Genomic DNA, 15,027 nt, shown 5'->3' on the forward strand with positions numbered 1-15,027 from the left:
ATTGACGATGATAAGTCGTGTATACTAAGAAAACAAGCTGCATTGTTCGTATGACTATTAAGTTTTAACCTTTATACTGTAACAGGGAGTTTTACATCGAAATTGAAATGGCATGCCTCGTTCATTATTAACGAGGACAGACAGGAAGATTTCTGCGAACACCCACTTTGATAAGTGGTGGTTTAAAACTTTCTATAAAAATACGGCAGAGGCGGCTTACTTACATAAAAAATTATACTAAAGAATTCATAACAAAGTACTGTCCATTTCGGATGGTGCTTTTTTGTTTGCGAATTTTTTAGTTACCCTTTTTCAGGACCTTTTTTAGGTACCTGTGCAAGACACTATTCAAACAATACACTACAATTGCATAAAATCAAAAAGGGGTATCGACTTATTAACGCTTCGTCGATGCCCTTTTGATTATTTATCCAAAGTCGTGAATTGTCATAATTGCACCATGCACAGGTACCTTTAAACATCACTGCGTATTATCAGTCATAACTTTTCGATCAGTCCCCGTGTAATCCCAATTGATGCAAGTTTCCATTACTAGTGAAATCAAAAATCCCATGATGAAACCATTCGTTATTAAAGGTAGGATAATTGCAGGCAAAAAGGTGAATAGACTAGTATCGACTGTCATTAAACTAACTCCTATAAGTACGGGAGTTGCAATCCGATAAATCGTAACCGAATTAAATGTATAGCCGTTAAAACTCTTCAAGGAAGTCCCCAACAATTGAGAATAAGCCACTAATAAAACGGCGTTTCCAACAGCCATCGGAAGCGTTGCAAGCATTAAACCTAGAGGAGGAATAATTCCGATGATAATCACAAGTCCTCCGCCAATTAAAAACGGTCTTCGATCAAAAATTTGAGTGCTTTCCAAAAAGCCTATGGATGAAGCGAACGGTGCAAATAATACAAGTCCAAACAAAGAAGCAATGACGGAATAAATTCCAGTCAACAAATAAGAGAATCGATATTGACTCCTAGAAACATTTACATTAAATAATTTAGATGCAGCTTGAATGGATGCAACTGTATTACTTAAATTAATTAAACACCCTAAAAAAGTGATGGCAATTATGCTGTATTCCAAATTCGGCGGACCTAGTGGAAATAGAGAAAATGCAGCAACCCCGCTATCTGTGACAGGTTTTACGATGGGAAATAGCAATGCGTAAGCAATCCAGCCACCAATCATGCCAATTAATATTGAAAAGTCGCCAATAATTTTATTTCCTTTTATTTTCAAAAGCGCAACAACAATCGCAAGTCCAAAAGAAAATAGCGTTATATGCCAATTCAATGTTCCATCTTCATTCATCTTCAACATCCCATTGAAAAAAATGAATGTTAGTTGAAAAGTTAAAAGCAATAAGTAAACGCTCATAACCATCGGGCTAAATACTTTTTGAACGAATGAAATTAAATTGAATGCTACTAAAAGGATGGTTACAATTCCAGCAAGTATCATGCCTGTAGCAATTCCGCCGCCAATACTAGGTAAACTTAAGCCAAGTGCAGAAGCCGATAAACACAAGTTAAGGATTAAACCCCACATGACTCCCGAAGGACCTTCCATCAAAGGGAAGCGATGTCCGACTAACCCCTGCAAAATACAAGCGCCTCCGGTTACGATTAGTGCGCTGCGTAAAATGGTGGCAATTTGTTCCGGTGGCAAATCAAAAGCAAAGCCAATAGAAATAGGGACGACAACAATATTTGCGAAAATAAAAAAAAGCCATTGCACTGAAGCGAACGTTGTCGACCAAGATAATAATCTATTCATGAAATCACCTTTTTTCAATAATAAGAAATACGACACTTATTATTCTATCACACAAAATTTAGAAAATATGCTTATCACGTATAAATAAAATCTTGTAATTGGCAGAATTAATGAATCATTCATATAAATCTATTGATTATTATTATATTAATGATAGCATAGGGTTGAAATCGCTTACATTATATGTTTTAGGGGAGGATTTATTATGAGTCATGTTGCAGAAGGTTTGAATAAGAAAGTGGAGAAATTCTTGAGTGGGACAAAGCACTTATACATTAATGGGGAGTTTGTAGAAAGTAAATCGGGTGCAACCTTTGAAGTCCATGATCCAGCAACAGGAAAAGTACTAGCCAATGTCTATGAGGCAAAAGCTGAGGATATTGATGTTGCCGCAAAAGCAGCTCGGAAAGCTTTTGATGAGGGGCCTTGGTCAAGAATAAGCGCGGCTGAAAGAAGTCATCTTATGTACAAGCTTGCTGATCTTATGGAAGAACATAAAGAAGAGCTTGCAATCCTTGAAACTTTGGATAGCGGTAAACCGATTCGCGAATCAAGAGCAGTCGACATCCCATTATCGATTGAACATATGCGCTATTACGCAGGGTGGCCGACGAAAATTGTAGGACAAACTGTTCCAGTGAGTGGACCGTATCTGAACTATGTTCGGCACGAACCGATTGGCGTTGTCGGTCAAATTATTCCATGGAATTTACCATTACTAATGGCGATGTATAAAATGGGTGCTGCTTTGGCAACCGGATGTACGATGGTTTTAAAACCGGCAGAACAAACGCCGCTTTCAGTCTTATACTTAGCTGAATTAATCGAAGAAGCTGGAATTCCAGCGGGCGTCGTCAATATTGTTCCAGGCTTCGGAAAAGAAGCAGGGGAGCCGATGATTGATCATCCGTTAATCGATAAAATTGGTTTTACGGGATCTTCCGCAACAGGGAAATTGATTATGGCAAGGGCTGCACAGTCCTTGAAAGGCATTACGCTAGAACTTGGCGGAAAATCACCTAACATCCTTTTACCGGATGCAGATTTGACCAAAGCAATTCCTGGCGCACTAAACGGCGTCATGTTTAACCAAGGTCAAAACTGTACAGCAGGATCTCGTGTTTTCATTCCAAGAAAAAATTATGATAATGTCGTTGCTGATATGGTTGCCCATGCGAAAAGTATCAAACAAGGACCAGGAATTAATGAAGATACACAAATGGGACCGCTTGTTTCCGCTTTACAACAAAGCAGAGTGATGAATTACATTGATATCGGGGTTAATGAAGGAGCAGAACTTCTAACAGGTGGAAAAAAACCTTTTGAAAATGGTTACTTCGTTGAACCAACTATTTTTGCAGATGTAAATGACGAAATGACAATCGCACAAGAGGAGATCTTTGGCCCGGTTCTAGCCGCAATTCCATATGACAGCGAAGATGAACTTATCGCAAGAGCAAACAACACGCCATTCGGACTGGCTGCTGGTGTTTGGACGCAAGACGTTACAAAGGCGCACCATTTCGCAAACAAGCTAAAAGCAGGTACAGTTTGGGTGAACTGTTACCAAGTATTCGATGTCGCGACACCATTTGGCGGATTTAAACAATCTGGTATTGGCCGTGAATTAGGTTCATATGCACTTGACAACTACACAGAAGTGAAAAGCGTCTATATTTCACTCGAATAAAAGCAATCTATAAATAACTACAATTCTATAGCACGAAAAAAGGAACCTAACCAGTTTAATGGTCGGGTTCCTTTTCGTCTTTAACTGACATATTCAATGAAGCAAACCAACCTCATGTTTCTTCTTGTTCAATGCCATCATATTAAGCATTTCGAGTGCAGACATTGTTAGTAGCCTATCTGCAAATTCAACTGCGGTATCCTCATTGGTAAATGAAAATGAATCAACTTCCATATCAATGAAATATTCATTGTTTTCTTCTTCACCCATTAACGTAAACAATCTTACAACATGAAGGTTAGCTACCGGTGAAATATCATGTATGATGATTACCATGACCGGCCCCTCGGTGCTCATAATAAGTTCATGAACCTCTACTTTTTCTCCCGATAGCCAACCTAAATTTAAATTTACCTCTTCTTCCAATCTCCCATTCCCCTTTGTAAGTACCCTATACTTTATCCCCATATATAATTATAGTACATTTAGTCCGAAAATTAAATGTCTTATTGGAATTTAAAGAAGAATTGAAAAAAGGTACCTGTGCAAGAAACTATTTTGACAATACACTACAATTGCATAATGAAAAAAAGAAATTGGATGATACAGTACTTTGTAGGGATTTCTTTGGATATTTATTTGGAAATTGGAATAGTCATAATTGCACCGTGCACAGGTACCTTTCAGTGGTACCTTTCATTAGTGATCTGGAAGGTTGTTATAAATAGTAGAATCTGAAGTATATAACATAACTAGCAGGTTTCCTTGATATTTTCCCAAATTAAGCGGGTATAATGGTAGAAAACGTCAATACAATTTGAGGGATTAAAATGAAAGATGAAATGGAGAAACTGATACAGGAAAATAAGTATCTGAAACAATTACTAGCTAAGATGATGAATATTGAGAACATGAATGTTTCAGAAAAAATAGTGAGTAGGCTTTCCACTTTAGAAGAGAAAATTAGCCTATATAAAAGTTTATTTAAAGGACGTACAGATGTGTATGCACTACGTTGGGAATCGAAAAAAGGAAGTAGTGGATACACGCCTGCATGTGCATTGGAATGGAATAAACCAATATGCCAAAAGCCAGTTATTAAATGCAGTCAGTGTCAGCACCGGCAATTGCTACCCTTGACTGATCAAGTGCTCGTTGAACAATTGAATGGAGAGAAAACGCTCGGATTATATCCATTATTACAAGATGGCACATGTGCTTTTTTGGCTGTTGACTTCGATGGGAATCAATGGCAACGGGATGTTTTGGCTTTCTCAGAAACTTGCAAGAAATTGAATGTACCTCATTCCATTGAAAGATCCCGTTCTGGTAACGGGGCACATATATGGATTTTCTTTACTTCAAATATATTGGCATCGACAGCTAGAAAATTAGGCATGCATCTGTTAACGAAAACAAACGAACGAAATGGCGGGATTCAATTAGCATCTTTTGACCGCTTGTTTCCGAACCAAGATGTTTTACCGGAAGGTGGATTTGGCAATCTGATTGCATTGCCACTTCAAAAAGGGCCAGGTCAGAAAGGGAACAGTTTATTTATCGATGAAAATTTTATACCTCACCCTGACCAATGGATGTATCTATCAACTGTTCGAAAAATAGCAAAGCAGCAAATTCACGCTATACTCGGTGATAATGAACAGATTAATGAAGATGGTCCTTTACAGATGCCAGAAAAAATCAGGATTGAACTGAAAAACGGAATTCATATTCATAAGGAGAGTGTTCCTTCAACTTTATTAGAAAAAATAGAGGACATCTCGTCATTCAGTAATCCGGAATTTTATAAGGCGCAAGCGAGGAGATTGTCGACTTATGGAATACCTCGGAGAATTCAGTGTGCGTATGAATTGGGGAATGAGCTCGTTCTACCTCGTGGCTGCTTAGAGGATTTACAAAGTCTGTTAAAAAATGAATCTATCCAGGTAGAACTAATAAATGATTCATATGAGGGCGAAAAAATTAAAATTGATTTTCACGGTAGCTTATCCATGCAGCAAGAAGAAGTCGTCAGTTCATTACTAGAAAACGAACATGGAACACTTTCAGCAACGACTGGATTTGGAAAAACTGTTGTAGCCATTGCTTTAATGGCGAGACGGAAAGTGAATACATTAGTCATTGTCCATCGCACTCAATTAATGAAACAATGGGTTGAACGGCTTGCCGCATTTTTGAATATTTCCCCAAAAGAAATAGGACAAATTGGTGGCGGAAAAAACAATATTACCGGAAAAGTAGATGTCGCAACGATACAAAGTTTAAATTACGGGGGCCATTTGAAATCTTTTAGTACGATGTATGGCCAAATAATAGTGGACGAGTGTCACATTATTTCAGCGATTACTTTTGAAAACGTTTTAAAACAAATAAGACCAGCATATGTATTAGGATTGACGGCCACCCCAAAACGTAAAGATGGATTGGACCCCATTATCACAATGCAATGTGGTCCGATTCGTGCAACTATAGATGCTAAATCACAGGCGAAAGTTCGTCCGTTTAGCCATCGGTTAATCACAAGAGAAACGAATTTTAAAACCAAAAAGACGGTATTTCATGAGATTTACGAAGAAGTAGCATTGGATTCGACGAGAAACACTCAAATATTTGATGATGTCTTAAATGCGTTGGAGAAAGGACGCTCCCCAATAATCTTAACAGAGCGATTGGAACACCTGGAAATAATGAAAGAAAAGTTTAACGGATTTGCAAAAAATATCGTTGTTTTAGCTGGAAACATGAAGAAAAAGGATCGAGAAAAAGAGCTTGAGCGTTTGTCTTCGATTCCGGACAGCGAAGAACGACTCATAATCGCAACTGGAAAATACATAGGCGAAGGATTTGACGATGCTCGGTTAGATACTTTATTTTTAACAATGCCAATTTCTTGGAAAGGCACCCTGCAACAATATGTCGGTCGTCTTCATCGAAACCACGAACATAAACAAGAGGTACAAGTATACGATTATGTAGACGTGAAAGTTCCTGTATTAAAGGGAATGTATGACAAGCGGCAATCTGGTTATAGATTGATGGGCTATGTGATTGCAGATGGGAAGGATTTGTCGGAACAGATGAGATTGTTTTAGGCTTACAAGCCGCGGGAATAAAATGCCTATTGCAGAGCCCAATTTTTATATGTACTATTTTATGCTTAGTAATAAACTGATTGAAGGATGCATAAGAAAATCTCCGTGTCAATATTAGAAACAAGGTACCTGTGCAAGAAACTATTCGGATAATACACTACAATTGCATAAAATGAAAAAGGGATATCGACTGTATAACGCTTTGTCGATATCCCTTTGATTTTTTAATCAATGTCGTGAATAGTCATAATTGTACCGTGCACAGGTACCTCAAAACTAACTTACTTCTTCTCCCTCCTTGCCCAATAAGTAGCCAACAACGGCCCAGAAATATTATGCCAGAAACTAAATATCGCACTCGGCACTGCCGCTATCGGACTGAAATGTGCTGCTGCCAAGGCGGCGCCGAGTCCGGAGTTTTGCATGCCGACTTCGATGGAAATTGCTTTTTGACTGGAATAATCGAGTTTGAATAACTTGGCGATTAGGAATCCGAACAAATAACCGAGTCCATTATGTAGAATAACGACTGCAAAAATTAGTAAACCTGATTCGATGATTTTATCTTTGCTCCCTGCAACGACCGCTGCAACAATCATGACGATGGCAATAACCGATACAAGCGGCATGATGTCCACGCTCTTTTTCGCCTGCTCTTTCAAGAAAAACTGAACAATTAACCCAAGAATCATTGGCAAGATCACAATCTTCATGATAGACGTGAACATGCTTGCAGCCGAAACTTCTAACCATTCGCGTGCAAGTACATAAATGATTGCGGGTGTTAAAATTGGCGCCAGCAAAGTAGAAACGGATGTCACCGCGACCGAAAGTGCTGTATTTCCTTTGGCGAGGAATGTCATTACGTTCGACGCTGTGCCGCCCGGACATGATCCGACGAGGATTACACCAATTGCAATTTCTGCTGGCAAATTAAACCCCTTCGCCAATGCATACGCCAGAAGCGGCATGACGATAAATTGGGACGCGACGCCGATTAAAACGCTTTTGGGTTGGCGGAAAACCTCGCCGAAATCTTTCACCGTTAATGTCATTCCCATTCCAAACATAATAACGCCGAGCAAAATCGATATGTATGGTCCTATCCAAAGAAATTGACCTGGTAGGAAAAATGCGAGTGCTGCAACGACAAGCACCCATATGGCAAATGTTTTGCCAAAAAACTGACTAACTTTTACAAGACCTTGCATTCTATTCATCTCCTTTTTCAACATGATAGCACAGTGGAATCAGATAAGCGCGGTTGTTCCCGCTAATGAAAAAACTATCCCTATGTCATTCCCCAAATGAAAAAAGGTACCTGTGCAAGAAACTATTTCGACAATACACTACAATTGCATAAAGCGAAAAGGGTATACCGACTGTGTAGCGTTTTGTCAGTATCCCTTGGCTATTTAATCGTGTTTTTGAATAGTCATAATTGCACCGTGCACAGGTACCTCTCTCCCGGTACCTCTCTCCCGATTCAGATAAATGCGTTTTTTTCTACTAATAAAAAACTATCCTATGCCATTCCTCAAAACACTAGTCCGAAAGATTCATCAAGCTATGTCTCTTGTCATCCTTCCAATCATATTTATTCAGAATTAATTAGCAGAACTGAACGAAAATAGCTATATCGCTAGACGAACTATATTAATTTACTATTTCATTTACTTCTTAAGTACTTTTCTATCATAAATCGCTATTACATAGTGTTCATTTTCAGAATACTTGAAGGGTTTGATTGCCACGGAAGGGAATACCTTCAAATGCAGTGAAAAAAGATAGGGAGGTAGGATGAATGAAGATAGGTGGGAAATTGAAAGTACTCATGCTTTCAATGATGTTGGCCGTGTCGAGTTTGTACGTTATGCCAATCCAATTTTCACAGACAGCCGTTGCACAGGAAAAAGGGCAAAGCGGGGCTGCATTTGATCAAAAAGTAATTTCGCGCATCAGTATGGAGCGAATTTACGAGGATGTCCATTATTTAAGTGAAACCATTGGCCCTCGCGTAGCAGGCACTGAAGAAGAGAAATTTACGGCAAATTATATCAAAGAACGCCTCTTGTCTTATGGATACGAGGTTGAGGTCCAGGATTTCAGTATTCCGGACTTAAAAGTAGGGCATTTGCAAACTGACAATGGAGATGAAGTGCTCATTAATATTCCGTCCGGATCCGCTGCTACAACGGAAGAAGGATTGACCGCTGAGCTTTATGACGCTGGGTTAGGTTATGCGGCTGATTTCACTGACGAGGCGGTAGGAAAAATTGCGCTTATTTCCAGAGGCGAATTAACATTTCAAGTGAAAGTGGAAAATGCAATTGCTGCTGGTTCGGCAGGCGTGCTTATTTATAATAATATCGATCAAGCCGGCCCGTTGAATCCTTCTATTAACGAGAATGCGCCGTTGCCAGTTGGCGGCATTACAAAAGTGAGCGGGGAAGCGTTGTTGGAAGATGTTGCAAGTCAAGATGGAACTGTCACGTTAAAAGTTAACGCTATCGAAAACGCGACATCTCAAAATATCATTGCCAAACGCACACCGAAAAAAGGTGGAAATCATGACATTTTACATGTTTCTGCTCATTTTGACAGTGTTCCTTTTGCGCCGGGCGCAAGCGATAATGCGTCGGGAACTGCAGTGGCACTGGAAATGGCACGCGTATTAAAAAGTTATCCAATCGATAAGGAATTAAGATTCGCTTTTGTGGGTGCTGAAGAAATCGGCTTAGTCGGTTCTCGTTACTATGTGAGCCAATTGACTGAAGATGAAATCGACCGAAGCCTCGCCAACTTTAATATGGATATGGTCGGTACTTCTTGGGAAAATGCGACCGCAATTTACATGAATACGGTTGATGGACAAGCAAATATTGTTTCAGAAACTGCTGCAGCAACGGCAGAAAGAATCGGTACGCCTTCTGAATTAGTTCTTTATCAAAGAGGTTCATCCGATCATGTTTCATTCCATGATGCTGGAATTGCGGCTGTGAATTTTATTCGCCGTGAACCAGGAACTGCTAACTTGGAACCTTATTATCACACGCCGCTTGATACGATTGAACATATCAGCGCAGAAAGACTTAAAGAAGCGGGCGATCTTGTCGGGGCTTCTGTTTATAGCTTGATTCGAAACTAATAGGAGGAATGAAGATTTCATGACGAAAAATAAATTTAAAAAAGTAGCGCTGACATTGGCGCTTTCAGGTGCGTTGGTATTAAGCGCATCGCCATTTGCATCACCGTATGCAGAAGTTGTCGAAACACCAATTGGCTACACATCCAATGGGAATCAAGACTCATCTAAAGACCAGAAAATCATTAAAAGAGTTGACGCCGAAAGGGCGATTGAACATATTCGGTATTTATCAGAAGAGATTGGGCCGCGACCAGGTGGGCTTAACGCGGAAAAAGAAGCTGCGGATTATGTTGCATCCCAGTTAAGAAGTCATGGGTACGATGTGGAATATCAATATTTTCCGGTAGCCGATCAATTTATAGCTGAAGTCGCTTTTGCGAATGGCGATTCATGGCAAATGGGGGCAGCGCCGAACGGTACATTAAGTAATGATCCTGTAAGCGGAGAAGTGATTTTTGTTGAAGGGGGGACTGATGCGAGTGATTTCCCGGCGGATACTGAAGGGAAAATCGTTTTAATGACGCGCGAAAGTTCAACTGCGAATTACCGTCTGCAAGTAGATAATGCGGTGAATGCAGGCGCGAGCGGCGTGATTTTGCAAAGTGTAGTTGGGGGCCGTGGAAACTATGGTTCTACGTTTAACCCAAGTTTGACGCAGGCGTATGATATTCCAGTATTCGGTGCGGCTTTCATTCAAGGCGAATGGTTGAAAGAACAGCTTGAAGAAGGGCCCGTTGCTTTGGAATTAACAGCGGAGCAACATTCAAATCTTGAGTCTGTAAACGTGATCGGCACGAAGAAGTCAAAGAATAAAAAAGCAAATGGAAAAGAAGTCATATTAAGCGCGCATATGGATAGTGTCGTCGGCGCACCAGGAGCGAACGATAACGCGTCCGGGACAGGGTTAATGCTCGAGTTGGCACGCGTATTCAAAGGATACAACACGGACAAAGATCTTAAATTCATTGCCTTCGGATCAGAAGAACGCGGCTTACTCGGCGCTAGACACTACGTGGATCAATTAACACAAGAAGAAAGAGATAATATCGAAGCAGTTTTCAATCCAGATATGGTCGCGACGAAATACGAAGAAGCTAGAAACTTGTACGCAATGACTGTTGACGGAAGCACGAATATCGTCACTGATTCTACTGTAGCAGCAGGCGCTAGACTAGGAAACTCTGATATTTTACCAGGTAAATTCGGATCTAGTGACCACGTTCCATTCCATAACGCGGGAATTCCTTCAGCGTTGTTTATTTGGATGGGAATCGATAGCTGGGATCCGCTCGTTTACCATATTGAAAAAGTGTATCACACGCCACAAGATACAATCGAAGACAATATTTCTTCCGAAAGAATGCAATCTGCACTAGAAGTGATCGGCGCAGGACTCTTCGATGTCGTACGAAAAGACGTGCCAGGATTGGATTGATATTTAACTAAATACCGTTTTTTAAAAGTTTTTTAAGGTCGTTTTTAAGGTACCTGTGCAAGAAACTATTTTGACAATACACTACAATTGCATAACCTAGTAGAGGAAATGTGGTAATGTCTTTGTTTCAAAAAAGCTTTTTTGAGTTTTTATACGAAACTGTGAATAGTCATAATTGGGTCGTGCACAGGTACCTCCAAATGGTACCTCCAAATATCGCGAATGGGATGTGAACGTAAGTATGTTATTTGGAAAAAAGCTGAAGAGCCTATTATTAGCGTTCTTAATTGTAGTGTTAGCCTTTTCACCAATAGTTGGACAGAACAACTTTTCCACTGCAAATGCATCCGAAGAAGTGACAACAAATCAATTTGATGAATCCGCATCATTGAGTGAAAAACTTCAGGCTATTTTAAGCGACAAGCGTTTGGATGGGGCAATAGCTGGAGTTAGTGTCAGAAATGAATTAGGTGAAGAATTATTCGAGCAGTACGGCGATATTCGCTTACATCCCGCATCGAATATGAAGTTGCTAACAAGTGCAGCGGCGCTTGAGACACTTGGAGAAGATTATCAATTTACGACAGAAATATTGACAGATGGGACGCTTACAGGAAAAGTGCTTCAAGGTAATGTCTACATGAAGGGTAAAGGAGATCCAACTTTATTGAAGGAAGATCTTGATCAACTTGCGATTGATTTGAAGGATCAAGGTATTCATAAAATTAAGGGGAATTTGATAGGTGATGATAGCTGGTACGATGACGTTCGCTTATCGATGGATTTAAACTGGAATGACGAACCCTACTATACTGGCGCGCAGGTTTCCGCGTTAACGCTTTCGCCGAACGAGGACTATGATTCAGGAACTGTCATTGTGGAAGTAAGTCCTTCCGAAAAGCCTGGAGAAAATGCGCAAGTAACACTGTCACCGGAAACAGATTATGTCACGATTATCAACAAAACAAAAATGGTTCCGGCAGGTCAGGCAAAGAGTATTTCAATAGAACGAGAACATGGATCAAATAACATTGTCGTTCAAGGCACAATGCCATTAAACGGCACAAACTCAAGATCCTGGGTTGCAGTGTGGGAACCGACAATGTACGCGATTGATGTGTTTAAAAAATCATTTGAAGAGAATGGCATAGAGCTCATTGGCAACTCAAAAGTGGCTGCAGGGGTTACGCCAACAGACGCTACGTTACTCACTTCACGGAAGTCTATTGAACTTAAGAATCTTCTTATTCCATTTATGAAACTGAGTAATAATGGTCTTGGAGAAACGTTAACAAAAGAAATGGGGAGAGTTGTCCATGACAAGGGAAGCTGGAAAGAAGGCCTCCAAGTCATTCATAAAGTGACAACAGATTTAGGCGTTAAAGGTGATACAATCTTGCTTCGCGATGGCTCAGGAATGTCACATAAAACATTGATTCCTGCCACAGAGTTTACAAAAATGCTAAATAATGCTCAGGAGAAAAGTTGGTTCCCTTCCTTTAAAAGATCCTTGCCAATAGCAGGAGAACCTGAACGATTAGTTGGTGGGACATTACGAAACCGTATGACCCAGGAACCGACGAAGGGGAACGTAACTGCAAAAACTGGTTCAATAACCGGTGTGACTAGCCTATCAGGATACGTAACATCTAAAGATGGAGAGAAATTAGTCTTCTCAATTATGATTAACAATTACCTCGGCTCCTCTCTAACATCAATAGAAGATGCGATCGCAACAGTACTTGCAAAACATGAATTTGAGGAATAAAGGGGTAAAGTTTTTTAAATTTTTAGGTACCTGTGCAAGAAACTATTTTGACAATACACTACAATTGCATAACTGATAGAGGAAACCCAGTTATCTCAACAACGGTCAGATTTATTTTGAATTATAATGCAAAACCGCGAATAGTCATAATTGGACCTTGCACAGGTACCGTTTACGAATACTAAAAAATGATGGAGGGATAATATTGAAGAAGAAAAAATATGTTGCAACAGCCGTTTTGTCGACCGCGCTATTACTGGGCTCCTTTTCTATGGGCGAAGCAGGAGCGGTTTCAAATGCACCTATAGCCGATTCCGTTTCATTTGAGAAAAGCTGGAATGAAAATGGCAATGTGCCTCTTTTTGTAAAAGAGAAATTTGCTGTGAAGCATCCAGGCAGTAATGCTGCCAATGCATTGGATCATTTGCAAAAAAACACACAAACATATGGTATTCTGAATGCTGAGGAAAACCTTAAGGTCAAAGATGTACAAACAGATGACCTAGGAATGACCCATGTCCGTTTCAATCAAACCAAAAACGGCGTGCGTGTTGAAGGTGCAGAAGTCATTGTGCATTATAACGTCAAGAATGAGCTCGTCTCGGTAAATGGAAACCATCACCCGGAATTGGATGTAGGTACGATTGATACCAAACCTGCTATCAATGTTGACAAGGCAGTCGAAGCTGCGAAGTCATCCGTTCATGCACCAGCCGAAACGGAATACGCGCCTGAGTCAGAGCTCGTCATTTATCCGTTTGAAGGGGAAAATAGTCTAGCCTATAAAGTGAATGTTACATTCCTAGGCGATAATCCAGGAAACTGGTTTGTTTTTGTCGATGCCAAAAATGGAAAAGTGATTGATCAATATAATACAATCGCCCATGCAACAGAGGGAGAATTCCACGAAAGTGTGGGAACGGGCTATTGGGGCGAGCATCGAGATTTGCATTCAACTAAAATCAAGCATCCTAATCAAGGGACGCAATTTTTCCTTTCAGACGAATCACATGAAGGATTAGAAGGCATCTTTACTTTTGATTGGAATACAGGCGAGATTGCTCAGAATAATAGTGCTTCATGGAAAAATGAGTACCATCGTCCAGCAGTAGATGCGCATTTTAATTCCGAGATTGTCTATGAGTATTACTTGAATGAGCATGACCGAAATTCTCTAGATGATAAAGGAATGCCGATTGTTTCGTATGTAAACTATGGGACCAATTACAATAACGCCTTTTGGACCGGCCGCGAAATGGTATACGGAAATGGCGATGGCGACTTCATGGTTCCATTATCTGCAGGTCTAGACGTAGCTGCGCACGAAATGACACATGGCGTCATTACCAATACTGCAAATATGCAATACCGTTTTGAACCTGGGGCATTGAATGAAGCTTATGCGGATATTTTCGGCGCGCTGATTGATGACGCAAACTGGGAGCTAGGCGAAATGATAATGGGGCCAGGGGCAATCGCAGATGGTAGACATGCACTGCGCAGTCTAAGTAATCCTAGCCAATTTCCAGTGAAAGTTGACTATATTCCTTATGGCAATGGCGACGGCATGTACCCTTCCCATATGGATGAATTTTATGATTTACCAAGAAACTTAGACAACGGCGGCGTCCATGTCAATTCTTCAATCATTAACCATGCTGCCTATCTTCAAGCGCAAGAAATCGGAAGGCATGCACTCGGCCAAATCTATTACCGCGCGCTAGTAACCTATTTAACACCAACATCAAATTTCAGCGACGCACGTATAGCAATCATTCAATCAGCTGAAGATTTATACGGAGAAGAAAGCACCGAAGCACAAGAAATCGCAAACGGATTTGATCAAGTAGGCATTTACGAATAAACCAATAGCATAAAGAGCGAGCCCTACCTTAACCGGTGGGGCTCGCTTTTTTAGTGATTTTTTTCAGGTACACTTTTTAGGTAAGCCTTTTTAGGTAACCCTTTTTAGGTACCTGTGCAAGAAACTATTTTGACAATACACTACAATTGCATAATCTAATGGAAGGAACCCGATTATATAAGCACTTGTCGGATTAATTTTGAATTTTTAT

The 15,027-nt window shown here is 40.3% G+C and carries 9 protein-coding genes and 1 other RNA gene; 7 read left to right on the forward strand and 3 right to left on the reverse strand.

The window, feature by feature from the left end:
- Positions 1-31 precede the first annotated feature (31 nt).
- Positions 32-222, forward strand: a non-coding RNA gene (ssrS, locus tag JSQ81_RS16715) — 6S RNA.
- 259 nt (positions 223-481) lie between these two features.
- Here ssrS and JSQ81_RS16720 read toward each other — a convergent pair.
- Entirely contained in the window at positions 482-1,798 is a 1,317-nt protein-coding gene (locus JSQ81_RS16720; RefSeq protein ID WP_212605135.1) for a uracil/xanthine transporter, read from the reverse strand.
- Positions 1,799-2,003: 205 nt separating this feature from the next.
- On the opposite strand from JSQ81_RS16720, the gene JSQ81_RS16725 reads away from it, so the two are divergent.
- Positions 2,004-3,488: an aldehyde dehydrogenase family protein gene (locus JSQ81_RS16725; RefSeq protein ID WP_212605136.1), complete on the forward strand. Its 1,485-nt coding sequence runs from the start codon at positions 2,004-2,006 to the stop codon at positions 3,486-3,488.
- Between the two features lie 93 nt (positions 3,489-3,581).
- Here JSQ81_RS16725 and JSQ81_RS16730 read toward each other — a convergent pair whose 3' ends face one another.
- Complete coding sequence (locus JSQ81_RS16730) at positions 3,582-3,914, reverse strand: hypothetical protein (protein WP_212605137.1); 333 nt, start codon at positions 3,912-3,914, stop codon at positions 3,582-3,584.
- 404 nt (positions 3,915-4,318) lie between these two features.
- Between JSQ81_RS16730 and JSQ81_RS16735 the strand changes: the two genes are divergently transcribed.
- Entirely contained in the window at positions 4,319-6,601 is a 2,283-nt protein-coding gene (locus JSQ81_RS16735; RefSeq protein WP_212605138.1) for a TOTE conflict system archaeo-eukaryotic primase domain-containing protein, read from the forward strand.
- Between the two features lie 281 nt (positions 6,602-6,882).
- On the opposite strand, the gene JSQ81_RS16740 is transcribed toward JSQ81_RS16735, so the two are convergent.
- The gene (locus tag JSQ81_RS16740) at positions 6,883-7,812 is read right to left on the reverse strand and encodes a bile acid:sodium symporter family protein (RefSeq protein WP_212605139.1); all 930 of its coding nucleotides are present in this window, start codon (positions 7,810-7,812) and stop codon (positions 6,883-6,885) included.
- Positions 7,813-8,405: 593 nt separating this feature from the next.
- Between JSQ81_RS16740 and JSQ81_RS16745 the strand changes: the two genes are divergently transcribed.
- The 4 genes from JSQ81_RS16745 (at position 8,406) to JSQ81_RS16760 (ending at position 14,816) form a co-directional block, all read left to right on the forward strand.
- A complete protein-coding gene (locus JSQ81_RS16745; RefSeq protein WP_212605140.1) occupies positions 8,406-9,749 on the forward strand; it encodes a M20/M25/M40 family metallo-hydrolase in 1,344 nt (447 codons plus the stop codon).
- A gap of 19 nt (positions 9,750-9,768) precedes the next feature.
- Positions 9,769-11,184, forward strand: coding sequence for a M20/M25/M40 family metallo-hydrolase (locus tag JSQ81_RS16750; RefSeq protein ID WP_212605141.1), 1,416 nt, complete (start codon positions 9,769-9,771; stop codon positions 11,182-11,184).
- A gap of 241 nt (positions 11,185-11,425) precedes the next feature.
- Positions 11,426-12,952: a D-alanyl-D-alanine carboxypeptidase/D-alanyl-D-alanine endopeptidase gene (dacB, locus tag JSQ81_RS16755; protein WP_212605142.1), complete on the forward strand. Its 1,527-nt coding sequence runs from the start codon at positions 11,426-11,428 to the stop codon at positions 12,950-12,952.
- 205 nt (positions 12,953-13,157) lie between these two features.
- On the forward strand, positions 13,158-14,816 hold the full coding sequence (locus tag JSQ81_RS16760) for a M4 family metallopeptidase (protein ID WP_249336567.1): 1,659 nt from the start codon (positions 13,158-13,160) through the stop codon (positions 14,814-14,816).
- The last annotated feature ends 211 nt before the right edge of the window (positions 14,817-15,027 follow it).

Origin of the sequence: Sporosarcina sp. Marseille-Q4063, from assembly GCF_018309085.1 — a bacterium.
In the GTDB taxonomy this organism is placed as follows: domain Bacteria; phylum Bacillota; class Bacilli; order Bacillales_A; family Planococcaceae; genus Sporosarcina.

Coding starts and splice junctions, on each gene's coding strand:
- JSQ81_RS16720 (WP_212605135.1), bottom strand. CDS start 1,798: ATGAATAGATTATTATCTTGGTCGACAACGTTCGCTTCAGTGCAATGG.
- JSQ81_RS16725 (WP_212605136.1), top strand. CDS start 2,004: ATGAGTCATGTTGCAGAAGGTTTGAATAAGAAAGTGGAGAAATTCTTG.
- JSQ81_RS16735 (WP_212605138.1), top strand. CDS start 4,319: ATGAAAGATGAAATGGAGAAACTGATACAGGAAAATAAGTATCTGAAA.
- JSQ81_RS16740 (WP_212605139.1), bottom strand. CDS start 7,812: ATGCAAGGTCTTGTAAAAGTTAGTCAGTTTTTTGGCAAAACATTTGCC.
- JSQ81_RS16745 (WP_212605140.1), top strand. CDS start 8,406: ATGAAGATAGGTGGGAAATTGAAAGTACTCATGCTTTCAATGATGTTG.
- JSQ81_RS16750 (WP_212605141.1), top strand. CDS start 9,769: ATGACGAAAAATAAATTTAAAAAAGTAGCGCTGACATTGGCGCTTTCA.
- dacB (WP_212605142.1), top strand. CDS start 11,426: ATGTTATTTGGAAAAAAGCTGAAGAGCCTATTATTAGCGTTCTTAATT.